Here is a 22639-nt window from a genome sequence, read left to right on the forward strand (position 1 = left end):
AATACTGATGCTGAGATTACTCGAAGACAAGATTGCGACACCGCTGGGGCCGCTGTGGGTTATCGCGGATGAAGCGTTCAATCTTCGCGCTGTTGAGTGGGAAGAGCACAGCGACCGGATGGTTGAGCTGCTCAACATTCATTATCGCGCCGAGGGTTACGAGCGTATTACAGCCCGTAATCCTGGCGGGCTGAGCGATAAACTGGCGGCCTACTTCGAGGGCGATCTCAGCATTATTAATACCCTGCCAACCGCCACGGCGGGTACCCCTTTTCAGCGCGAGGTGTGGCAGGCGCTACGTAACATTCCCTGCGGGCAGGTGATGCACTACGGTCAGCTGGCAGAGCAGCTTGGCCGTACCGGCGCGGCGCGCGCAGTCGGTGCGGCAAATGGCTCAAATCCCGTCAGCATTGTGGTGCCTTGCCATCGCGTGATCGGGCGCAACGGCACCCTCACCGGCTATGCCGGGGGCGTACAGCGTAAAGAGTGGCTGCTGCGTCACGAAGGGTATTTTCTGCTGTAATTCCCAGGCTTTTTGTGCTTAATTTTCTTCCTGTTAGGCTAATAATCCTTAATCATTCTGTGGAATTTCAAGGAGATGGCAACTCGCTGCCGTCTCTTGTCTTTATTGGGGGTTTGCCAGACTTACGTCCTTACCAAAAAGATGTTAAAATTGACCAATATCAATTAAGGCTTGAGCAAACCTATGATCCCGGAAAAGCGAATTATACGACGCATTCAGTCTGGCGGTTGTGCTATCCATTGCCAGGATTGCAGCATCAGCCAGCTCTGTATCCCGTTTACTCTGAATGAGCATGAACTCGATCAGCTTGACAATATCATCGAGCGCAAAAAGCCTATTCAGAAAGGGCAGACGCTGTTTAAAGCGGGAGACGAACTGAAATCGCTCTATGCTATTCGTTCTGGCACCATCAAAAGCTACACCATTACCGAACAGGGCGACGAGCAGATCACTGGCTTCCATCTGGCGGGCGATTTAGTCGGCTTTGACGCCATCGGTAGTGGCCATCACCCGAGCTTTGCTCAGGCGCTGGAAACCTCTATGGTTTGTGAAATCCCGTTTGAAACGCTGGACGATCTGTCCGGTAAGATGCCGAACCTGCGTCAGCAGATGATGCGTCTGATGAGCGGTGAGATCAAAGGCGATCAGGATATGATCCTGCTGCTTTCCAAAAAGAATGCCGAAGAGCGTCTGGCCGCCTTTATCTATAACCTCTCCCGCCGTTTCGCGGAACGTGGCTTCTCCCCACGCGAATTCCGTCTGACCATGACGCGTGGCGATATTGGTAACTATCTGGGCCTGACCGTGGAAACCATCAGCCGTCTGCTGGGTCGTTTCCAGAAGAGCGGAATGCTGGCGGTTAAAGGTAAGTACATCACCATTGAAAACGGTGAAGCGCTGGCCATTCTGGCGGGTCACTCACGTAACGTGGCATAACTCTCCCAGATATCTTATGCCAGGTCGATAAATTTTCATGATTATTGATCTGGCAAAAACTTCCCCCCTGTTTCATTCAAGATATATAGGTTACTCTTTTACTTACAGACTGTGGTGACAGTAGTAAGGAGACCTGTATGGCAAAGTATCAAAATATGCTGGTGGCTATCGATCCGAATCAGGACGATCAGCCAGCATTACGACGTGCTGTGTATTTACATCAACGGATTGGTGGCAAAATTAAAGCCTTTTTGCCGATTTATGACTTCTCATACGAGATGACCACCCTTCTGTCGCCTGACGAGCGCACCGCTATGCGTCAGGGAGTGATCAGCCAGCGTACCGCGTGGATCCGCGAGCAGGCGAAGTATTATCTGGAAGCGGGCGTACCTATCGATATCAAGGTGGTCTGGCACAACCGTCCTTTCGAAGCCATTATTCAGGAAGTGGTGGCCGGTGGGCATGACCTGCTGCTGAAAATGGCGCACCAGCATGACAAACTGGAATCCGTGATTTTCACCCCGACCGACTGGCACCTGCTGCGCAAATGCCCTTGTCCGGTATGGATGGTGAAAGATCAGCCGTGGCCTGAGGGCGGGAAAGCCGTCGTGGCGGTCAATCTGGCCAGCGAAGAGGATTATCACAATTCGCTGAACGAGAAGCTGGTGAAGGAGACCCTTCAGCTTGCCGACCAGGTTAACCATACCGAAGTCCATCTGGTGGGAGCCTATCCGGTTACGCCAATCAATATCGCCATCGAGCTGCCTGAATTTGACCCGAGCGTGTATAACGATGCGATTCGCGGTCAGCATCTGCTGGCCATGAAAGCGCTGCGCCAGAAATTCAGTATCGATGAGAACATGACCCACGTAGAAAAAGGGTTACCGGAAGAGGTTATTCCGGATCTGGCGGAGCATTTGCAGGCCGGGATTGTGGTGCTGGGCACCATTGGCCGGACCGGTATTTCTGCCGCGTTCCTGGGTAATACCGCCGAGCAGGTGATCGACCATCTTCGCTGCGACCTTCTGGTTATCAAACCGGATCAGTATCAGACGCCGGTTGAACTGGACGATGAGGAAGACGATTGACCCCAAAATGAAAGCCCGCCGGTAACGGCGGGCTTTTTTTATTGCGCTTCGCTCAACCGTTGCGCCGGTGCCTCGTCGCCAGCATTCATCCAGGGCGCGTGCAGAACCATGCTCGGCAGCGCCAGCTTGATCTCCTGCTGGTTCAGCCCCTCCAGAATACGAATATTGATCTCCTGCTGAATATCCATGTACTTGTTGTAATCCGCCGTATTAACGATATGGACCACCTCGAAGGTCAGGCGATCGCGATCGAAGCCCAGGAAATGGGCGCGGTCAAACTTCGTTTCCCCGACGTCGGTAATGATCTGTTTGACCATATCACCCACTGAACGCAGTTTTTCCGGCGCCGTGTCGCTGGCGACCCCGAAGGTAAAGACGATCCGGCGCGTTTGCATCCGCTTGTAGTTATGCAGCGTCTGTTGCAGCAGGATGGCGTTCCCACAGACAATTTGCTCCCCGCTCAGGCTACGGATACGAGTGGTTTTCAGGCCGATGTGCTCTACCGTCCCGGCGACATCGTTAAACACCACAAAATCGCCGATTTCGAACGGCTTATCAAAACCGATGGAGAGCGATGCAAACACGTCGCTCAGGATCGTTTGCACCGCGAGGGCGATAGCAATACCCCCTACCCCAAGGCTGGCAACCAGAGCAGTGATGTTGACGCCCGCGTTAGCAAGGATAGACAGCAGCATCACTGACCAGACAATGGCACGGAGGATAAGCCCCGTGATCACCAGCGTCACCGGGTTTTTATGGCTTCCCGGCGCCAGCATGACGTGACGAAGCCACGACACCACCCCCTGATCCATCCACAGCGCCACCTGGATAGCAAAGACCAGGAACCAGGCGTGGCTCACGGTACCAAAGAGATGATCCGGTAAGTCGACGAAACGCAGGCTGAACAGCAGCGCCACGACAAAAAGCAGGAAGCGGCTGGTGCGGTTAAGCATATCCGTCAGGATAAAACGCATCCGGTTGGTGGTGGGATGCTTGTCGCCCCAGGTGGTGATCCCTTTCTTAACAAAGGCGATCAGGCGCGTCAGCAGCCAGTACACCAGCAGAGTTACAAAGACTACCGTGGCGACGCCAATCCAGAATGATGGCGTCATCATCAGCGCGATGATGTCAAAGCGGGACAGAAATTGCATTACACCTCCTCGTATTACACAAAGGGTAAAGTATAGACAGAGGAGAATGGCTGACCGCAGAAATAAGAAAACCGCCCCCAGGGGCGGTTTGACAGGATGAAGCGGAATTAAAGAGATTTCAGAATCGCATCCACGCTGGCCTTGGCGTCGCCAAACAGCATGTGGGTGTTATCTTTAAAGAACAGCGGGTTCTGCACGCCAGCATAGCCGGTGTTCATAGAGCGTTTGAAGACAATGACGTTCTGCGCCTTCCACACTTCGAGAACAGGCATACCCGCAATCGGGCTGCGCGGATCGTCCTGCGCCGCCGGGTTAACGGTGTCGTTGGCGCCAATCACCAGCACGGTGTCGGTGTCGGCGAAATCATCGTTGATCTCGTCCATTTCCAGCACGATGTCGTAAGGCACCTTCGCTTCCGCCAGCAGCACGTTCATGTGGCCTGGCAGACGCCCCGCCACCGGGTGAATACCAAAGCGAACCTTGATACCGCGCGCGCGCAGTTTCTCGGTGATTTCCGCCACCGGATACTGCGCCTGCGCCACCGCCATGCCATAGCCCGGGGTGATGATAACGGAATGCGAGTTTTTCAGCATCTCTGCGGTGTCTTCCGCACTGATTTCACGGTGTTCACCCACTTCCTCATCAGAACCGGTTGATGAACCGTCAGAACCGAAGCCACCCGCGATGACGCTGATAAACGAGCGGTTCATCGCCTTACACATGATGTAAGACAGGATCGCACCGGAAGAACCGACCAGCGCACCGGTGACAATCAGCAGGTCGTTGCTCAGCATAAAGCCTGCTGCTGCCGCTGCCCAACCGGAGTAGGAGTTCAGCATGGAGACGACTACCGGCATATCTGCCCCGCCGATAGACGCCACCAGATGCCAGCCGAAGGCTAGCGCGATGATGGTCATCACCAGTAACGCCAGCATCTGCAAGCCTACGCTTTCGGTACGCACGAAGACCACCAGCAGCACAAAGGAAACGACCAGCGCCGCCAGATTCAGCTTGTGGCGGTTAGGCAGCATCAGCGGTTTGGAAGAGATCTTCCCGCGCAGTTTGCCGAACGCCACGATTGAGCCGGTGAAGGTCACCGCGCCAATGAAGATGCCGAGGAACACTTCGGTCAGGTGGATGTTCACCAGAATCGGTTCCAGACCCGGTTCGTGGTACAGATAGCTGTTGAAGCCCACCAGCACCGCGGCCAGACCCACGAAGCTGTGCAGAATAGCAACCAGCTCCGGCATCTCGGTCATTTCAACGCGTTTCGCAAGACGAATACCAATCGCACCACCGATGATCATCGCCACCAGGATCCACGCCACGTTGCCGGTGTCCGGCCCAAAGATGGTGGCAATCAGCGCAATCGCCATCCCGGCGATACCAAAGTTATTTCCCTGCTGAGACGTTTCGTGTTTGGAAAGCCCCGCCAGACTGAAAATAAACAGGATTGCAGCAACAATGTATGCGGCTGTAACTAATCCTCCAGACATATGCTACCCCTTAGCCTTTACGAAACATTTTCAGCATGCGCTGAGTCACGGTGAAACCACCGAAAATATTGATACTGGCGATCAGCACTGCAATGAAGCTCAGGAAGCTGATCCAGCCGCCATGACCAATTTGCAGCAATGCCCCAACCACGATAATCCCGGAGATGGCATTGGTAACCGACATCAGCGGGGTATGCAGCGCATGGGAAACGTTCCACACGACGTAGTAACCCACCACGCAGGAGAGCGCGAAGACGGTGAAGTGGCCAAGGAACTCTTTTGGCGCGACGTCCGCCAGCCAGCCAAACAGGATAATGACCAGCGCCATGATGGCGTATTTGCGCCACGGCGACGCAGGTTTCGCTGGTTCTGCAGGCTCAGGCGCCGCTTTCGGCGCAGCCTGAGGCTGAGCGGAAACCTGTATCGGCGGTGCAGGCCAGGTGATTTCCCCTTCACGCACCACGGTCACGCCGCGCACCACCACATCATCAAAATCAACGGTGATGTTGCCGTCTTTCTCTTTGCAGAGCAGCTTCAGCAGATTAACGAGGTTCGTGCCGTACAGCTGAGAGGACTGGGTTGGCAGACGTCCTGGCAGGTCGGTATAACCGATCACCTTCACGCCGTTCGCGGTCGTCGTGACCTGATTTGGCACGGTATACTCACAGTTACCGCCGTTTTGCGCCGCCAGATCGACAATCACGCTGCCCGGCTGCATGGAATCCACCATCTCACGGGTGATCAGCTTCGGTGCCGGTTTACCCGGAATAAGCGCGGTGGTGACAATGATGTCCACCTCTTTTGCCTGCGCCGCAAAGAGCGCCATTTCCGCCTTAATAAAGGCTTCAGACATGACCTTCGCGTAACCATCACCGCTGCCCGCTTCTTCCTTGAAGTCCAGCTCAAGGAATTCGGCGCCCATACTCTGCACCTGCTCCTTCACTTCCGGCCGGGTATCAAACGCACGAACAATAGCGCCCAGGCTGTTTGCGGCCCCAATAGCGGCAAGACCTGCCACACCGGCACCAATTACCATCACCTTCGCGGGTGGTACTTTGCCTGCGGCCGTAATTTGACCGGTAAAGAAGCGACCAAACTCATGCGCAGCTTCGACAATGGCGCGATAGCCGGCAATGTTTGCCATAGAACTCAGCGCATCCAGAGACTGCGCGCGCGAAATACGCGGCACGGAATCCATCGCCATCACGGTGACACCGCGTGCCGCCAGCTTCTCCATCAGCTCCGGGTTTTGGGCTGGCCAGACAAAGCTCACAAGCGTGGTGCCCGCGTTCAGCAGTTCAATTTCACTCTCTTCCGGTGCGTTTACCTTCAGAATAATGGGTGATTGCCAGACCTCAGCACCGTCCACTACGTCCGCGCCAGCCTGAATAAAGGCCTCGTCATCGAAACTCGCCAGTTTGCCCGCGCCGCTTTCAATCGCGACGGTAAAACCCAGTTTAAGCAGTTGCTCCACCGTTTTTGGTGTTGCCGCTACGCGGGTTTCATTGGCTAACCGTTCTTTTGGTACCCCAATACGCATAGTTTTCCCTTCCATCGGTTTGTGATGATGGTTTGTCGATAATTGCCCGCGGTTCGTATCAATTTTCACCATCGCGATAACGACGGAGAATGATTAACCCCGGAAAATAAAACAGTAACAAACTTTCTATAACCTACTGAAAATAGCGCCCGTGATCTACCGCCAGAAAACACTATTTCTTATTTTATCTGTGAAAAATAAGCGATCGGGGTCACTGACAGAGATATTTACCTTAAATTCGCCTTCAGGACCGATAAATCGCGCAAGCGAAGCGGTAAAAACATGATATAGCGCCATAAAAGAACAACTCATTAACATTAAATTAACTTGTAAAAGTCATATGCTTAATCAGTTTTTCTTGTGAAACGCCTGTTTTTTCCACATATCACAAAATGTTATCGAATCAGGTCCTTTGCTGAGCACAGGCTGTGAAAAATGCCGCAGACAGCGACGGGTGTTAAATGCCATAATCGGGACCGTCTCAAATTAACAACAACACCAGTACATGGTTTGCGCAAGGCGAAGGATTATTTTTATGAAGCTTAAGAACACACTCCTGGCGTCCGCACTTCTTTCCGCGACCGCCCTGTCAGCGAATGCTGCGACAGAGTTGACGCCGGAGCAAGCGGCAGCGTTAAAACCTTTTGACCATACGGTCATTGTGGGTCGGTATAATTCCATTGGCGATGCCGTCGCCGCCGCATCAAAAGCCGCCGATAAAAACGGCGCTGCCTCGTTTTACGTTGTTGACCAGTCCGATCAGGGCAACAGCGGTAACCAGCGCGTGACTGTTGCGCTGTACAAAGAGAATGCCCCAAAGGCAGATGAACAGAAAAACCGCGTGATTAACGGCATTGTTGAACTGCCGAAAGATCAGGCTGTTCAGCTGGAACCGTATGACACCGTGACCGTTCAGGGCTTCTACCGCAGCCAGCCTGAAGTTAACGATGCCATCACCAAAGCCGCGAGAGAAAAAGGCGCTTACGCGTTTTATATCGTGCGTCAGGTTGATGCCAACCAGGGCGGAAACCAGCGTATTACCGCCTTCATCTATAAGCAAGATGCGAAAAAACGCGTAGTGCAAAGCCCGGATGCGATTCCAGCGGATTCAGAAGCCGGTCGTGCTGCGTTAGCAAAAGGCGGTGAAGAAGCGAAGAAAGTTGAAATTCCGGGCGTAGCAACGTCTGCGGCACCAAGCGCAGAAGTGGGTCGTTTCTTTGAAACCCAATCCACCAAAGGCGGTCGTTATACCGTTACGTTACCAGACGGCACGAAAATTGAAGAGCTGAACAAAGCCACTGCCGCGCAGATGGTGCCGTTCGACAGCATCAAGTTTACGGGCAACTATGGCAACATGACAGAAATCTCCTATCAGGTGGCGAAGCGTGCTGCGAAGAAAGGCGCGAAGTATTACCACATCACCCGCCAGTGGCAGGAACGTGGCAACAACCTGACCATCAGTGCCGATCTGTACAAGTAACAAAACGGTTTCATAAAGGCGGCGCAGTGCCGCCTTTTTTGTTACTTTTTTTCTGATTTCTGCCCCATGTCATTGCATGCATCCGTCACACTCCGTAAAATCCCGCGCCTTAGCGTGATCCACCATTTTTATGCGCCTTAGCGAAATAATTATTCTGGATTTGGACTTTTCATAACAGGAAGCCAATGGAAAAGAAACTTGGCCTGAGTGCGTTAACTGCACTTGTATTGAGCTCAATGCTGGGCGCGGGCGTATTCAGTTTGCCGCAGAACATGGCGGCCGTCGCCAGCCCGGCCGCATTACTGATTGGCTGGGGCATCACCGGCGTCGGGATTTTGCTGCTGGCGTTCGCCATGCTGCTGCTGACGCGTATCCGACCGGATCTGGACGGCGGAATATTCACTTACGCCCGTGAAGGTTTTGGCGAGCTGATTGGCTTCTGCTCCGCCTGGGGCTACTGGCTGTGCGCGGTGATCGCCAACGTCTCCTATCTGGTTATCGTCTTCTCGGCGCTCAGTTTCTTTACCGATACGCCCGAACTGCGCCTGTTTGGTGACGGCAATACCTGGCAGTCCATCGTAGGCGCCTCGGTGCTGCTGTGGATTGTTCACTGGTTGATTTTGCGCGGTGTTCAGACCGCGGCCAGCATTAACCTGGTGGCGACGCTGGCCAAGCTGGTGCCGCTTGGCCTGTTCGTCGTGCTGGCCTTCCTCGCCTTCCGTCTCGATGTCTTTACGCTCGATTTCAGCGGTATTGCGTTGGGCGTTCCCGTCTGGGAGCAGGTGAAAAATACCATGCTGATTACCCTGTGGGTGTTCATCGGTGTTGAAGGTGCCGTCGTGGTCTCTGCCCGCGCGCGTAACAAACGCGACGTGGGACGCGCCACACTGCTGGCCGTCCTGGCGGCGCTGGGCGTTTATCTGCTGGTGACGCTGCTGTCGCTCGGTGTGGTGGCCCGCCCTGAACTGGCGGAGATGCGTAATCCGTCCATGGCCGGGCTGATGGTGAAAATGCTCGGTCCCTGGGGTGATGTGGTTATCGCGGCAGGTTTGATTGTCTCCGTCTGCGGCGCGTACCTGAGCTGGACCATTATGGCGGCGGAAGTTCCGTTCCTGGCCGCCACGCACAAAGCGTTCCCGCGCCTGTTTGCCCGTCAGAATAAAAACAGTGCGCCATCGGCCTCTCTGTGGCTCACCAACATCAGCGTGCAGGTCTGTCTGGTGCTGATCTGGCTCACAGGTTCGGACTATAACACGCTGCTGACCATCGCCTCCGAGATGATTCTGGTACCCTATTTCTTAGTGGGCGCATATCTGTTAAAAATTGCGACCCGCCCGGCACACTATGCGGTAGGCGTAGGTGCCTGTATTTACGGTCTATGGTTATTGTATGCTTCCGGCCCGATGCATCTGCTGCTGTCCGTGGTGCTCTACGCGCCAGGCCTGCTGGTGTTTATCTACGCTCGCCGTACGCATCAGCTTGATAATGCCCTTAAGCGCCGCGAAATGGCGTTGATAGGTTTGCTGTTAGTCGCTGCCGTACCGGCAACGTGGATGTTAATGGGATAGCGCCGCCTGTCCCATTGTTGAACTGAAAAGGAGATTACGATGGGACACACGCAGCAACGCCCAATATTGATCACTGGCGCAGGCCGTCGCATCGGCCTCGCCCTCGCCCATCACTTTCTCAATCTTCGCCATCCGGTTATCGTCAGTTACCGCACGGAATATCCCTCCATTGAAGGGCTACGACATGCCGGAGCCGTCTGCATTCAGGCGGATTTCTCCACGGATGAAGGTATTCTTGCTTTCGCGGAAAAAGTGAAATCGACCACCCGCGGGCTGCGGGCGGTTATTCACAACGCCAGTACCTGGCTTCCTGAAAAAGCAGGACATTCGCTCAGCGAAACGCTCGCCTGCATGATGCAGATCCACGTTAATGCGCCTTATCTGCTCAACCATGCCCTACAGGATCTGCTACGCGGACACGGCCATGCCGCAGGCGACATTATCCATTTCACCGATTACGTGGTGGAGCGAGGCAGCGATAAACACATCGCCTACGCGGCCAGCAAAGCCGCGCTGGATAATATGACTCGCTCGTTCGCGCGCAAGCTGGCCCCCGAGGTAAAAGTCAACGCGATTGCCCCGGCGATGATTTTATTTAACGAGGGCGATGATGCCGAGTATCGTCAGCAGGCGCTTAACAAATCGTTGATGAAAATTGCGCCCGGCGAGAAAGAGGTGATCGACCTGATCGATTATCTGCTGACCAGCTGTTACGTCACGGGAAGGACGTTTGCCGTGGACGGTGGCCGCCCGCTGCGCTAGTGAAAGCGGCTCCAGAAGAAGATGAGCACCCAGGCGCTGAGGCTCCAGCAGACCACCGCCCCGCCCAGCGCCAGGGGCAGACGCAGAAAACCGGTGAAGTACCACAGCGACAGCAGATAGATGAAATACGGGATGATTGACCACATCCCGAATACAATGGTGGCACGCAGCGCCTCTATACCCCGCTCAGAGGCCACAATATAGTGCGCAATTAACGCAAAGGTGGGAAACAGCGGGATAAGCCCGGCAATGTAGTAGTTCTTCGTTTTAGCCAGCACCCCAATCAGCAGCACGACCAGCGCACCCAGCGCGGCTTTGATCAACAGCCCCATTCTTTTCCCTTAACAATCAAATAACATTCCCGTGCAGGATAACGGAACTCCGGCTAATTATGAAAGATTAATGGAAGGTTAAGGTTGTGCGGTGTATGTTGACGTTTTTCGCGATGACAGACGTAGTATGAATAAGATTGTTTATGTTGAAGATGAACCCGAAGTGGGTCAATTGATCGCCGCTTATCTGGGTAAACATGATATTGAAGTGGTTGTCGAACCTCGTGGCGATCGCGCTGAAGACGTCGTCACCCGCGAAAATCCGGACCTGGTGTTGCTGGACATTATGCTGCCCGGAAAAGATGGCATGACGCTTTGCCGGGATCTGCGCGCGAAGTGGGACGGCCCGATCGTGCTGCTGACCTCTCTCGACAGCGATATGAATCATATTCTGTCCCTTGAGATGGGCGCGAATGACTACATCCTGAAAACCACGCCGCCGGCGGTCCTGCTTGCCCGTTTGCGCCTTCATCTGCGTCAGCGTGCCAGCGCTGAGCGTGAAGCGCCTGCGCCCTCTTTAACGCCGCATAAGGCGATGCGGTTCGGCACGCTTTCTATCGACCCGGTCAACCGACAGGTTATGCTTTCCGGGGAGCTGATTGCGCTCTCAACCGCAGATTTTGACCTGCTGTGGGAGCTGGCAACTCATGCCGGGCAAATTATGGACCGGGATGCATTGCTGAAAAATCTGCGCGGCGTAAGTTACGACGGAATGGATCGTAGCGTTGATGTGGCGATTTCTCGCCTGCGAAAAAAACTGCAGGACAGCGCCACCGAGCCCTACCGCATTAAAACCGTACGTAATAAGGGCTACCTGTTTGCCCCGCACGCATGGGAAACCTGAAAAAAAACTACACAGTAAATTTCGAAAAATAACTTGCGATGCATCAGGAATGTTATCGGTATACGTCGTAAGTTTTCGATTATATGCATCGTTAGTCATGAAATATCCTTTGATCACATTCCTCTTACCTGTTCAATTTCGATGTGCATTTTTCGCGTAAACAAAAGTAGCTCTAATGTATTTCATTGCTATAGTACAATATATATTCAGCAGTTCAGGAACCATCATCGATCAAAAATCCGTCACTTAAATGCACATTGTGTTAAAAATGAACTTTACAATTGACTAAATTATTATCTTATCCTTATGAAAACAAAGGGGATATAGTTAGCATATAAATAATATCGATCTTTTTCAATAGCTTACGCGTTTGCAGAAATCTAATTCTCATGCTAAACCTTATACTCTCTCAATTATTTAATGAACGAGGTATAGCAATGTCATGGAGAGTCATTAGCTCGGTAATTTGTCCTAACACGGGAATCGTTTATTCAAGCATCTTGGGACTCAAGTTCTTGAAACTCATCATTTGGTATGAAAGCGATGTCTATTTGTACCCCGGCGATAGGATATATCCGACAAAGAATGGCGTCTTCATTAATGGTGTTTTCAAGCCAATATCGATATACAACATCTCCCCTTACAACGAGATGTTATGGAGTGAAATTAAAAACAAGATGGCCTGCCCATACAATCGAAACCAGGAAGAGGAGATATGTACCTACGCGGTGCATTGCAACGCGCGTAAGTGTCCGCATGGGTTTATCACGAATCCACTGATTGTCAGCACAGTCAAATCCAGACATTAACGAATGTTGGTAATGTTCAGGTTACAAAGATAAGTATCGTTGTCGCACCGTTTGCGCCGGATACCTCTCACTGGTAAACGCCATAAATAAAGCCACCCGGAGGTGGCCTTTGTCATTGTTATTCTGATTCACAAATACTCTCAATCGCAAATAAACTCGTATAGCGAAGCGTAAACGGATTACCCGGGCATTGATGGAATAAAGCGATGCCGTGTTTTATTACCTTTCGACGAATACCCCTTTTCAACGCATCATGCCTGACTTGCGCCCATAGCGACCCTGCTGGTAAAAGACGTGTAGTGAAGCCCCTGTTTCGGTGAAATTAATGAAGAAGCTGTTTGTTCAGTTTTATTTACTGCTGTTTGTCTGCTTTCTGGTGATGACCATGCTGGTCGGGCTGGTCTATAAGTTCACCGCAGAGCGTGCGGGCAGACAATCCCTGGACGATCTGATGAAAAGCTCGCTCTACCTGATGCGTAGCGAGCTGCGCGAAATTCCTCCGCATGACTGGGCACGTACGTTAAAAGAGCTGGATCTGAATCTGTCGTTTGATCTGCGTATCGAACCCATGAAGGATTTTGATTTAGCGCCGCCGGCGATGCAGCGTTTGCGCGACGGAGACATCGTCGCACTGGACGAGAAATATACCTTCATTCAGCGTATTCCGCGCAGCCACTATGTCCTGGCCGTCGGGCCAGTGCCCTATCTCTATTACCTGCACCAGATGCGCCTGCTGGATCTCGCCCTGCTGGGCTTTATTGCCATCTCGCTCGCTTTCCCTGTGTTCATCTGGATGCGACCGCACTGGCAGGACATGCTGAAACTGGAATCCGCCGCACAGCGTTTTGGGGAGGGTCATTTAACTGAACGCATACATTTCGATAGCGGTTCCAGTTTTGACCGTCTCGGTATTGCCTTTAACCAGATGGCCGATAACATCAACGCCCTGATTGCCAGCAAGAAGCAGCTTATCGACGGCATTGCGCATGAACTGCGCACTCCGCTGGTACGCCTGCGTTATCGCCTGGAGATGAGCGAGAACCTCACCGCCGCGGAATCGCAGGCCCTCAATCGGGATATTGGCCAGCTTGAAGCGCTGATTGAAGAGCTGCTGACCTATGCCCGCCTCGATCGGCCTCAGACGGAGTTGCACCTCAGTACGCCGGATCTTCCCGTCTGGCTACAGACGCATATTAACGATGTGCAGAGCGTTAACCCTCAGCGAAAACTGCTGACAGCCATTACCCCCGGCGCGTACGGCGCGCTGGACATGCGCCTGATGGAACGCGTGCTGGATAATCTGATGAATAACGCCATGCGCTACAGCGAAACCACGCTGCGCATAGGTTTAGATTTGCAGGGGAGCCAGGCAATTCTGTGTGTGGAAGACGATGGCCCCGGTATTGAGCCAGCGGAGCGTGAAAAAGTTTTCGAGCCGTTTGTGCGCCTCGACCCCAGCCGCGACCGTGCTACCGGCGGCTGTGGTCTGGGGCTGGCTATTGTCCGTTCTATTGCCCAGGCGATGGGCGGTTCGGTTCGCTGCGAAGCGAGCGAGCTGGGCGGGGCCCGTTTCGACTTTAGCTGGCCGATCTATCACAACATTCCTCTTCCCGTACCTGCCTGAACTAAACCGCACGCTGGCCTGACCCGGCGTGTTGTGCTATATCAGTAGTATGTTGTAACTAATTAAGGACTATTATGGCGACTTACGATCTCATCGAAAGGCTTAACACCACATTTCGGGAAATAGAGCAGGCGTTACTGACCCTGACGGCGCAACTACAGGGCTGCCGCCTGCTGGCCGCCCGCGTCTTTTCCCTGCCCGAGGTGGCGAAAGGCGCGGAACACGACCCGCTGAACACCATTGAGGTAACGCAGCATATCGGTAAAGTGGCGCTGGAACTGACGTTGCAGCACTATCGCCGCCTTTTCATCCAGCAGCAGTCCGAAAATCGCAGCAGTAAGGCCGCCGTTCGCCTGCCCGGCGTCATCTGTCTGCAAACGGATACCGCAACGCGTGAAGCCATTGAGGCGCAAATTACGCATATTAATACGCTGAAAGCCGCCTTCGAGAAAATCGTGACCGTTGAATCCGGGCTGGCACCGGCTGCCCGTTTTGAATGGGTGCATCGCCAGCTTCCGGGGCTGATCACCCTGAATGCTTACCGCACGCTGACGGTACTGCGCCACCCCGCCACGCTGCGCTTCGGCTGGGCCAACAAGCACATCATTAAAAACTTCACGCGCGACGAGATCCTGGCTCAGCTGGAGAAAAGCCTGAAATCGCCGCGAACGGTCGCCCCGTGGTCGCGGGAACAGTGGATTGAACGGCTGGAGCAGGAGTACCACAGCATTGCCTCCCTGCCGGCTGATACCCGTCTTAAAATAAAGCGTCCGGTCAAGGTGCAGCCTATCGCTCGTGTCTGGTATGCGGGACAGCAAAAGCAGGTGCAATACGCCTGCCCGACACCGCTGATTGCGCTCTACGATGCCGATCAGGGTGCGGTGGTGCCGGATATAGGAGAACTGCTGAACTACGATGCTGAAAACGTTCAGCATCGCTATAAACCCCAGGCACAGCCGCTACAGCTGATTATCCCGCGGCTGCACCTGTATGTGGCGCAGTGATTACCTGATGCTGCCGACCATCGCTTCCGGGCGGACCCAGGCATCAAACTCGGCGTCCGTCAGGTAGCCCAGCGCCAGCGCAGAGGCTTTCAGGGTAAGCCCCTCTTTGTGCGCTTTTTTAGCGATTTCGGCCGCTTTGTCATAACCAATATGGGTGTTTAGCGCCGTGACCAGCATCAGGGACTCATTCAGCAGCTGGCTGATTCGCTCGCGATTAGGCTCAATGCCCACCGCGCAGTGCTCGTTAAAGCTCTCCATGCCATCGGCCAGCAGACGAATCGATTGCAGTACGTTGTGGATCACCATCGGGCGATAGACGTTAAGCTCGAAGTTACCCGACGCGCCGCCCATGTTGACCGCAACGTCATTACCCATCACCTGACAGCACAGCATGGTCATGGCTTCGCACTGCGTCGGGTTTACTTTACCCGGCATAATGGAGCTGCCCGGCTCGTTTTCCGGAATGCTGATTTCGCCGATGCCGCAGCGCGGGCCGGAGGCCAGCCAGCGCACGTCGTTGGCGATTTTCATCAGCGAGGCTGCCAGCCCTTTCAGCGCGCCATGGGTATGGACCAGCGCATCACAGGTCGCCAGCGCTTCGAATTTATTCGGGGCGGTAACAAACGGCTGCCCGGTGATCTTCGCCAGCTCTCCGGCCACGCGCACCGCGTACTCGGGATGGGTGTTTAACCCGGTGCCAACCGCCGTTCCGCCGAGCGCCAGCTCCGCCAGATGCGGCAGGCTGTTGTCTATATGCTTAAGATTGTGCTCCAGCATCGCCACCCAGCCGGAGATCTCCTGGCCAAGCGTCAGCGGCGTGGCGTCCTGCAGGTGCGTACGACCAATTTTTACAATGTCGCCGAAAGCCTGCGCTTTCTCGTTAAGCGTAGATTTGAGCACGTTGAGTTGCGGGATAAGCTGCTCGCGGATAGCGATGACGGCCGCCACGTGCATGGCCGTCGGGAACACGTCGTTGGAACTCTGGCTTTTATTCACGTCATCGTTCGGGTGAACCTTCCGCTCCATGCCGCGTACGCCGCCAAGCAGCTCGCTTGCGCGGTTCGCCAGCACCTCGTTCATGTTCATGTTGCTCTGGGTGCCTGAGCCGGTCTGCCAGATGGCAAGGGGGAATTCGTCGGGATGTTTGCCCTCCAGCACTTCGTCGGCGGCATTGATGATGGCGGAGGCTTTATCGGCATCCAGCAGGCCCAGATCCTGATTGACTTTGGCGGCAGCGCGTTTGGTCAACGCCAGCGCCTGGATTAGCGAGACGGGCATTTTCTCTGTCGAAATGCGGAAATGCTCCAGCGAACGCTGGGTTTGCGCGCCCCATAGCTTGTCGGCCGGGACGTCGATGGCGCCCATGGAGTCTTTCTCGCGGCGATGCATTGTCATTACTTACTCCTTGATAACAAAGATGGGATTGCTCACATGCTTAAGAGATAAGTATTGATGACTTCTGAGAAACGTTATGGCGCTTTGTGCGCTCTTTTTGATGTCGGGTGGCGGCTGCGCCTTACCCGACCTACGAGAATGTAGGCCGGGTAAGCGTCAGCGCCACCCGGCAATTTACAGAATTACTTCACACACGCCGAACACTGGGAAGACTGGATCTGTTTGAAGAAGTCGTTACCTTTGTCATCCACAAGAATGAACGCCGGGAAGTCTTCCACTTCAATTTTCCAGATCGCTTCCATTCCCAGTTCCGGGTACTCCACGCACTCCAGGCTCTTGATACTGCCCTGTGCCAGCACCGCTGCCGGGCCGCCGATGCTGCCGAGGTAGAAGCCGCCGTGCTTGTGGCACGCGTCCGTCACCTGCTGGCTGCGGTTGCCTTTCGCCAGCATGATCATGCTGCCACCGTTGGCCTGCAACTGGTCGACGTAGGAGTCCATACGGCCCGCCGTCGTTGGGCCTAACGAGCCGGAAGCATACCCATCAGGCGTTTTTGCCGGGCCTGCGTAGTAGATCGGGTGATCTTTAATGTACTGCGGCAGCCCTTCACCGTTGTCCAGGCGCTCTTTCAGCTTCGCATGGGCGATGTCGCGGCCAACAATAATCGTCCCGTTCAGAGAAAGGCGCGTTGAAACCGGATACTGCGAAAGCTGCGCCAGGATCTCCTTCATTGGGCGATTCAGGTCAACGCGTACCGCTTCGCCCTCACCCGCTTTACGCAGTTCTTCAGGGATGTATTTGCCCGGGTTGTTCTCCAGCTTTTCGATCCAGATGCCGTCGCGGTTGATCTTCGCTTTGATGTTACGATCCGCAGAGCACGACACGCCCATCCCCACTGGACAGGATGCACCGTGGCGCGGGAGGCGGATCACGCGAATGTCATGCGCGAAGTATTTGCCGCCAAACTGCGCGCCCAGCCCCAGATTCTGCGCTTCGTCCAGCAGTTCCTGCTCAAGCTGCACGTCGCGGAACGCCTGACCATGTTCGTTACCTTCCGTTGGCAGGCCATCGTAGTATTTGGTTGAGGCCAGCTTAACGGTTTTCAGGGTGCTTTCAGCAGACGTACCGCCAATCACAAACGCGATATGGTACGGCGGGCAGGCCGCCGTGCCGAGGGTGCGCATTTTCTCAACCAGATAGTTCTTCAGCTTGCCCGGGGTAAGCAGCGCTTTGGTTTCCTGGTAAAGATAGGTTTTGTTGGCTGAACCGCCGCCTTTGGCGATGCAGAGGAATTTGTACTCGTCACCGTCGACGCTGTAGAGGTCAATCTGCGCAGGCAGGTTGGTGCCGGTGTTCACCTCTTTGTACATGTCCAGCGCCGCGTTTTGCGAATAGCGCAGGTTGTCTTCGGTATAGGTGTTGTAGACGCCGCGCGCCAGCGCCGCTTCGTCACCGCCGCCGGTCCAGACGCGCTGGCCTTTTTTACCGGTGATAATCGCCGTGCCGGTGTCCTGGCAGGTCGGCAGAATGCCTTTCGCCGCGATATCAGAGTTACGCAGGAATTGCAGGGCAACGTATTTGTCGTTCTCGCTGGCTTCCGGGTCGCTCAGAATATCGGCAACCTGCTGCTGATGCGCCGGACGGAGCATAAAGGAAGCATCGTGGAAGGCTTGCTGCGCCAGCAGCGTCAGCGCCTGCGGGTCAACTTTGAGGATCTCCTGCCCTTCAAACTCAGAGACAGAAACGTAATCGCGGGTTAACAGGTAATACTCGGTCCGATCCTGACTGAGGGGGAAAGGATCCTGATAATGGAAGGGTTTATTCGACATTGTTCTCTCACTTACTGCTTCGGTCTGTTTATTCAGGGCAGATGTTCCGCTGCCCGGCTTAAAAGCGAGTCAGCTTATCCTACACAATTTTTTAACAAAAACTGAGACTAGTACGACTTTTTACATCCGCAGGTTACTTCCATTCGGTTTATTGCTTTAATACGCGAAGTTAATTCCACATATGAATCAGGGCTTGATAATGCAAAAACTCATCAACTCAGTGCAAAACTACGCCTGGGGAAGTCAAACTGCGTTAACGGATCTCTACGGTATCGCCAACCCGGACAACCTGCCGATGGCAGAGCTGTGGATGGGCGCGCACCCGAAGAGCAGCTCAAAAATTGAAGATGCCAGCGGCCAGGTGCGCAGCCTGCGTGATGTCATCGATGCCGACAAAGCCGCGCTGCTCGGCGATAAAGTGGCGAATCGTTTTGGTGAGCTGCCTTTTCTGTTCAAGGTATTGTGCGCCGACCAGCCGCTCTCCATTCAGGTTCACCCGAACAAAAAAGCCTCTGAGCTGGGCTTTGCCAAAGAAAATGCCGCCGGTATTCCGTTAGACGCCGCAGAGCGTAACTACAAAGATCCTAACCACAAGCCGGAACTGGTTTTCGCCCTTACCCCTTTCCTGGCGATGAATGCCTTCCGCGAGTTTTCCGAGATCATATCCCTGCTGCAACCGGTCGCTGGGGCTCACAACGCGATCGCCCACTTCCTGGAAAACCCGAACGCAGAAGCCCTGAGCGCGCTGTTTGCCAGCCTGCTGAATATGCAGGGCGAGGAAAAATCCCACGCGCTGGCGGTGCTGAAAGCCGCGCTGAACGACCAGCAGGGTGAGCCATGGGACACCATTCGCGTAATTTCCGCGTTTTATCCGGACGACAGCGGCCTCTTCTCTCCGCTGCTGCTGAACGTGGTGAAGCTCAACCCGGGCGAAGCGATGTTCCTGTTCGCTGAAACCCCGCACGCCTACCTGAACGGCGTGGCGCTGGAGGTGATGGCTAACTCCGATAACGTACTGCGCGCGGGCCTGACGCCAAAATACATCGACATCCCTGAGCTGGTTGCCAACGTGAAGTTCGTGGCGAAACCTGCTGCGGAGCTGCTTACTCAGCCGGTGAAAAACGGCGCAGAGCTGGACTTCCCGATTCCGGTTGACGATTTTGCCTTCTCCCTGCATGACCTCAGCGCAGACGAAACCGCCATTGCACAGGAGAGCGCCGCGATCCTGTTCTGTGTGGAAGGCGAAGCGACGTTGCATAACGGTAGCGAGCGTCTGCTGCTTAAACCGGGGGAGTCCGCTTTTGTCCCGGCAAACGAGTCGCCTGTCTTCGTGAGCGGCACTGGTCGCCTGGCGCGCGTTTTTAATAAGCTTTAGGGACTTACTGAATTTTTTAACAACTCTTGCTAAGCTAGTAACAGGCGTTGTAACACCAGGCGGTTTTAACCGCCTGGTTTCATTTTAGGGATAATCGCAATGAAAAAATCGGTCGTAGCGGTAGGAGTGATTGTTGCTTTAGGCGTGATCTGGACGGGTGCTTCCTGGTATACCGGGAAACAGCTGGAAAGCCGTCTGGCAGAGATGATGGCGCAGGCAAACAGCGAAATTAAGCGCAGCGCGCCTGAAGCAGGTCTGGAGCTGAGCTACCAGAACTACCAGCGTGGCGTCTTTACCAGCCATATGCAGGTGGTGGTGAAGCCGGTAGCGGGCAATCAGAACGCCTGGCTGAAACCGGGCCAGAGCGTGGTACTGGATGAAGTGGTCAGCCACGGTCCGTTCCCGCTGGCACAGTTGAAAAAGTTTAACCTGATCCCCTCTATGGCATCCGCCAGAACCGTACTGGTAAATAACGAGGTGACGAAGCCAATTTTCGATATGGCGAAAAATGAGTCGCCGTTCGAGATCAATACCCGCATCAGCTATGCCGGTGATACGCGTTCCGACATCGACCTGAAAGCGCTGAATTACGAACAAGGCACCGATAAAGTCGCCTTCAGCGGCGGTAATTTCCAGCTTGATGCCGATCGCGACGGCAAGAATGTCTCTCTGACCGGCGATGCCGCCAGCGGCCTGGTGAATTCAGTCAATGAATATAACCAGAAGGTCCAGCTTACCTTCAACAACCTGAAAGCCAGCGGCAATAGCCGTATGACCGATTTTGACGAGCGTATTGGCGATCAGAAGCTGAGCCTCGATAAGATCGCCATTGCGATTGAAGGTAAAGAGATGGCAGTGCTGGAAGGCATGGATCTGGACGGCAAGTCTGACGTTTCCAAAGACGGTAAAAGCATCAACACCCAGCTGGATTACAGCCTGAAAAGCCTGAAAGTACAGAATCAGGACCTGGGTACCGGCAAGCTGTCACTGAAAATTGGCAACATTGACGGCCAGGCATGGCACGAATTTAGCCAGAAATACAGCAAAGAGAGTCAGGCTCTGCTGACCGATGCCGCCCTGCAACAGAACCCGCAGGCGTACCAGCAGCAGGCGATGGCCGTGCTGTTTAATAACCTGCCGATCCTGCTGAAAGGCGAGCCGGTAATTACCGTTGCGCCACTGAGCTGGAAAAACGACAAAGGCGAAACCAACTTCAACCTGTCGCTGTTCCTGAAGGATCCGGCGGCCGCGACCGGCGAGCCGCAGACCCTGGCGCAGGAAGTTGACCGCAGCGTGAAATCGCTCGACAGCAAGCTGACCATCCCGATGGATATGGCAACCGAGTTCATGACGCAGATTGCGAAACTCGAAGGGTATGGTGAAGAAGATGCAGGTAAACTGGCAAACCAACAGGTGAAAGGCCTGGCGGCGATGGGCCAGATGTTCCGCATCACGAAGGTGGAAGACAACACCATTTCCACCAGCCTGCAATATGCTAATGGCCAGGTAACGCTCAACGGCGACAAAATGCCGCTGGAAGATTTTGTCGGCATGTTTGGTATGCCGACGCTGGGCATTCCGGCACCGGCTGAACCGGCAGCGCCGCCAGCAGTACCGCAGCAGTAAACGAAAAACCCCTCGCATGAGGGGTTTTTTTATTGCCAGGCGATGTGCAGCGGAGATTACTTCACCGTCACTAACCGCGCCGCCACAATCTGATGCCCGGCCTGCACGTCCGTATTTTCAATACGCTGCATAATTCGGTCTGCCAGGGTGTACCCCATTTCACGAGCCGGCGTCGTCGCCCAGACGATGGGGAGATCGTCTAGCGCATTTTCACCGACATCCGCAAATGCCCCCAGCGCCACCTGATGGCCGAAGAACGTTTCTACCCCGCCCTCACCGCTCTGGCGTCCGGCGCGGATCAAGCCGAACCACGCCCCCATCGCAATCACATCGTTATAGCAAATCACCGCGCAGATTGTCGGGCTGTTGCGAAGCAACGTGCCGATGGCTTCGGCGGCTTTTTTCTGGCTGGACTCACACTCCACCACCCATTCGCTGTGAAACGGCAGGCCGTATTTGATGAGCGTGGAGCAGTAACCGCCCACCCGCTCCGCACGCGTCAGGGACGAGCTTTTACCGCCGAGCCAGGCGATGCGCTGATGGCCGCGATGAATAAGATGCTCGGTCAGCATTTGCGCGGCCTGCATGTTATCCGGCCGAAGGGTATCGGCTTCGTCGAGATAGCTGGCGCGTGACGCAACCACCAGCGGTACGCCTTTCTGCGCCGCGCGCTCACACAATTCACTGCCCACACCGGACGCGCCGGCCACGATCACCCCATCCACCCCTTGCGTCAGCAGCATATCCAGCCTGGAGAGCAGCTGCTCCGGTTCGCGCCCACCGTGGAGCAGGAAAACCATTCGCCCCTGCGCTTCAAGCGCCTCGGTAAGCCCGGCGGTCAGTTCTGCATAAAACGGCGACGCGAGGTCGCGAACAATCAGCCCTATCACCCCGCTTTGCCCACCGCGCAGCGCCGACGCCTGGCGATTACGCACAAAGCCCAGTTGCTCAACGGCCTCGTTGACGCGCTGACCCGTAGCAGGAGAGATGCGCCCCTTCCCGCTCAATACCAGCGAAACGGTGCTAACGGAAACCCCCGCCGCCAGCGCGACATCGTTGATGGTGATCTTTTTCGCTACAGCCATGTGGTGACGTGACTCCTTGATAATGAGATCGCTAAAACGTTTTATCAATACGTTATCTTTATACTACCAGTAAAAGCCTGAGAATGTGATTTAGCGCGCACTAAAGTTTGATAAAACGTTTTATCTTCTCGCCCCATCGCGGTCGTTAAATCTCTTTCTACCATTTAAGGAG

19 protein-coding genes are annotated in these 22639 nt (G+C 54.5%); 12 read left to right on the forward strand and 7 right to left on the reverse strand.

Annotation, left to right across the window (positions count from 1 at the left end; all coding sequences use genetic code 11):
* Positions 1 to 7 precede the first annotated feature (7 nt).
* The 3 genes from ogt to uspE all read left to right on the forward strand — a co-directional run bounded on the left by ogt (position 8) and on the right by uspE (position 2547).
* Positions 8 to 523 carry a methylated-DNA--[protein]-cysteine S-methyltransferase gene (gene ogt / locus SK51_RS16455; protein WP_023306088.1) on the forward strand — a complete coding sequence of 172 codons (516 nt, stop codon included), beginning with the start codon at positions 8 to 10 and terminating at the stop codon, positions 521 to 523.
* 183 nt (positions 524 to 706) lie between these two features.
* Complete coding sequence (fnr, locus tag SK51_RS16460; protein WP_000611906.1) at positions 707 to 1459, forward strand: fumarate/nitrate reduction transcriptional regulator Fnr; 753 nt, start codon at positions 707 to 709, stop codon at positions 1457 to 1459.
* Between the two features lie 137 nt (positions 1460 to 1596).
* Positions 1597 to 2547 carry a universal stress protein UspE gene (gene uspE, locus SK51_RS16465; protein ID WP_003857535.1) on the forward strand — a complete coding sequence of 317 codons (951 nt, stop codon included), beginning with the start codon at positions 1597 to 1599 and terminating at the stop codon, positions 2545 to 2547.
* A 38-nt stretch (positions 2548 to 2585) separates the two neighbouring features.
* On the opposite strand, the gene SK51_RS16470 is transcribed toward uspE, so the two are convergent.
* The 3 genes from SK51_RS16470 to pntA form a co-directional block, all read right to left on the reverse strand.
* A complete protein-coding gene (locus SK51_RS16470) occupies positions 2586 to 3698 on the reverse strand; it encodes a mechanosensitive ion channel family protein (protein WP_022647940.1) in 1113 nt (370 codons plus the stop codon).
* Between the two features lie 107 nt (positions 3699 to 3805).
* Entirely contained in the window at positions 3806 to 5194 is a 1389-nt protein-coding gene (gene pntB / locus SK51_RS16475; RefSeq protein WP_048206812.1) for a Re/Si-specific NAD(P)(+) transhydrogenase subunit beta, read from the reverse strand.
* 10 nt (positions 5195 to 5204) lie between these two features.
* Entirely contained in the window at positions 5205 to 6734 is a 1530-nt protein-coding gene (pntA, locus tag SK51_RS16480; protein ID WP_023306087.1) for a Re/Si-specific NAD(P)(+) transhydrogenase subunit alpha, read from the reverse strand.
* 535 nt (positions 6735 to 7269) lie between these two features.
* Here pntA and ydgH point away from each other — a divergent pair.
* The 3 genes from ydgH (at position 7270) to folM (ending at position 10544) form a co-directional block, all read left to right on the forward strand.
* Positions 7270 to 8214 (forward strand): DUF1471 family protein YdgH, encoded by a 945-nt coding sequence (ydgH, locus tag SK51_RS16485; protein WP_022647937.1) that lies wholly within the window; start codon positions 7270 to 7272, stop codon positions 8212 to 8214.
* 185 nt (positions 8215 to 8399) lie between these two features.
* Positions 8400 to 9782 carry an amino acid permease gene (locus SK51_RS16490; RefSeq protein WP_023306086.1) on the forward strand — a complete coding sequence of 461 codons (1383 nt, stop codon included), beginning with the start codon at positions 8400 to 8402 and terminating at the stop codon, positions 9780 to 9782.
* 39 nt (positions 9783 to 9821) lie between these two features.
* Entirely contained in the window at positions 9822 to 10544 is a 723-nt protein-coding gene (folM, locus tag SK51_RS16495) for a dihydromonapterin reductase (RefSeq protein ID WP_023306085.1), read from the forward strand.
* On the opposite strand, the gene SK51_RS16500 is transcribed toward folM, so the two are convergent.
* A complete protein-coding gene (locus SK51_RS16500; protein WP_022647934.1) occupies positions 10541 to 10876 on the reverse strand; it encodes a GlpM family protein in 336 nt (111 codons plus the stop codon). The two genes, folM and SK51_RS16500, sit on opposite strands and share 4 nt — an antisense overlap.
* Before the next feature lie 127 nt (positions 10877 to 11003).
* Here SK51_RS16500 and rstA point away from each other — a divergent pair, with 127 nt between their 5' ends.
* From rstA to tus, 4 genes are all read left to right on the forward strand, one after another.
* Positions 11004 to 11720 carry a two-component system response regulator RstA gene (gene rstA / locus SK51_RS16505; protein ID WP_032671147.1) on the forward strand — a complete coding sequence of 239 codons (717 nt, stop codon included), beginning with the start codon at positions 11004 to 11006 and terminating at the stop codon, positions 11718 to 11720.
* Between the two features lie 437 nt (positions 11721 to 12157).
* A complete protein-coding gene (gene iraM, locus SK51_RS16510; protein ID WP_023299972.1) occupies positions 12158 to 12529 on the forward strand; it encodes an anti-adapter protein IraM in 372 nt (123 codons plus the stop codon).
* 325 nt (positions 12530 to 12854) lie between these two features.
* Positions 12855 to 14153, forward strand: coding sequence for a two-component system sensor histidine kinase RstB (gene rstB / locus SK51_RS16515; protein ID WP_023306083.1), 1299 nt, complete (start codon positions 12855 to 12857; stop codon positions 14151 to 14153).
* A gap of 74 nt (positions 14154 to 14227) precedes the next feature.
* Positions 14228 to 15157 carry a DNA replication terminus site-binding protein gene (tus, locus tag SK51_RS16520; protein WP_022647930.1) on the forward strand — a complete coding sequence of 310 codons (930 nt, stop codon included), beginning with the start codon at positions 14228 to 14230 and terminating at the stop codon, positions 15155 to 15157.
* On the opposite strand, the gene fumC is transcribed toward tus, so the two are convergent.
* Both fumC and fumA read right to left on the reverse strand, forming a co-directional pair.
* Positions 15158 to 16552, reverse strand: coding sequence for a class II fumarate hydratase (gene fumC, locus SK51_RS16525; RefSeq protein WP_023306082.1), 1395 nt, complete (start codon positions 16550 to 16552; stop codon positions 15158 to 15160).
* Positions 16553 to 16734: 182 nt separating this feature from the next.
* Complete coding sequence (fumA, locus tag SK51_RS16530) at positions 16735 to 18381, reverse strand: class I fumarate hydratase FumA (protein WP_048206813.1); 1647 nt, start codon at positions 18379 to 18381, stop codon at positions 16735 to 16737.
* Positions 18382 to 18580: 199 nt separating this feature from the next.
* Here fumA and manA point away from each other — a divergent pair, with 199 nt between their 5' ends.
* A complete protein-coding gene (manA, locus tag SK51_RS16535; RefSeq protein ID WP_023306081.1) occupies positions 18581 to 19756 on the forward strand; it encodes a mannose-6-phosphate isomerase in 1176 nt (391 codons plus the stop codon).
* A 99-nt stretch (positions 19757 to 19855) separates the two neighbouring features.
* Positions 19856 to 21382, forward strand: a complete 1527-nt coding sequence (locus SK51_RS16540) for a YdgA family protein (protein ID WP_022647926.1) — start codon at positions 19856 to 19858, stop codon at positions 21380 to 21382.
* Positions 21383 to 21438: 56 nt separating this feature from the next.
* Here SK51_RS16540 and SK51_RS16545 read toward each other — a convergent pair whose 3' ends face one another.
* A complete protein-coding gene (locus SK51_RS16545) occupies positions 21439 to 22467 on the reverse strand; it encodes a Mal regulon transcriptional regulator MalI (RefSeq protein WP_032676260.1) in 1029 nt (342 codons plus the stop codon).
* Positions 22468 to 22639 lie beyond the last annotated feature (172 nt).

Origin of the sequence: Enterobacter sp. MGH85 (genome assembly GCF_001037655.1) — a bacterium.
GTDB classification, from domain to species: Bacteria; Pseudomonadota; Gammaproteobacteria; order Enterobacterales; family Enterobacteriaceae; genus Enterobacter; species Enterobacter intestinihominis.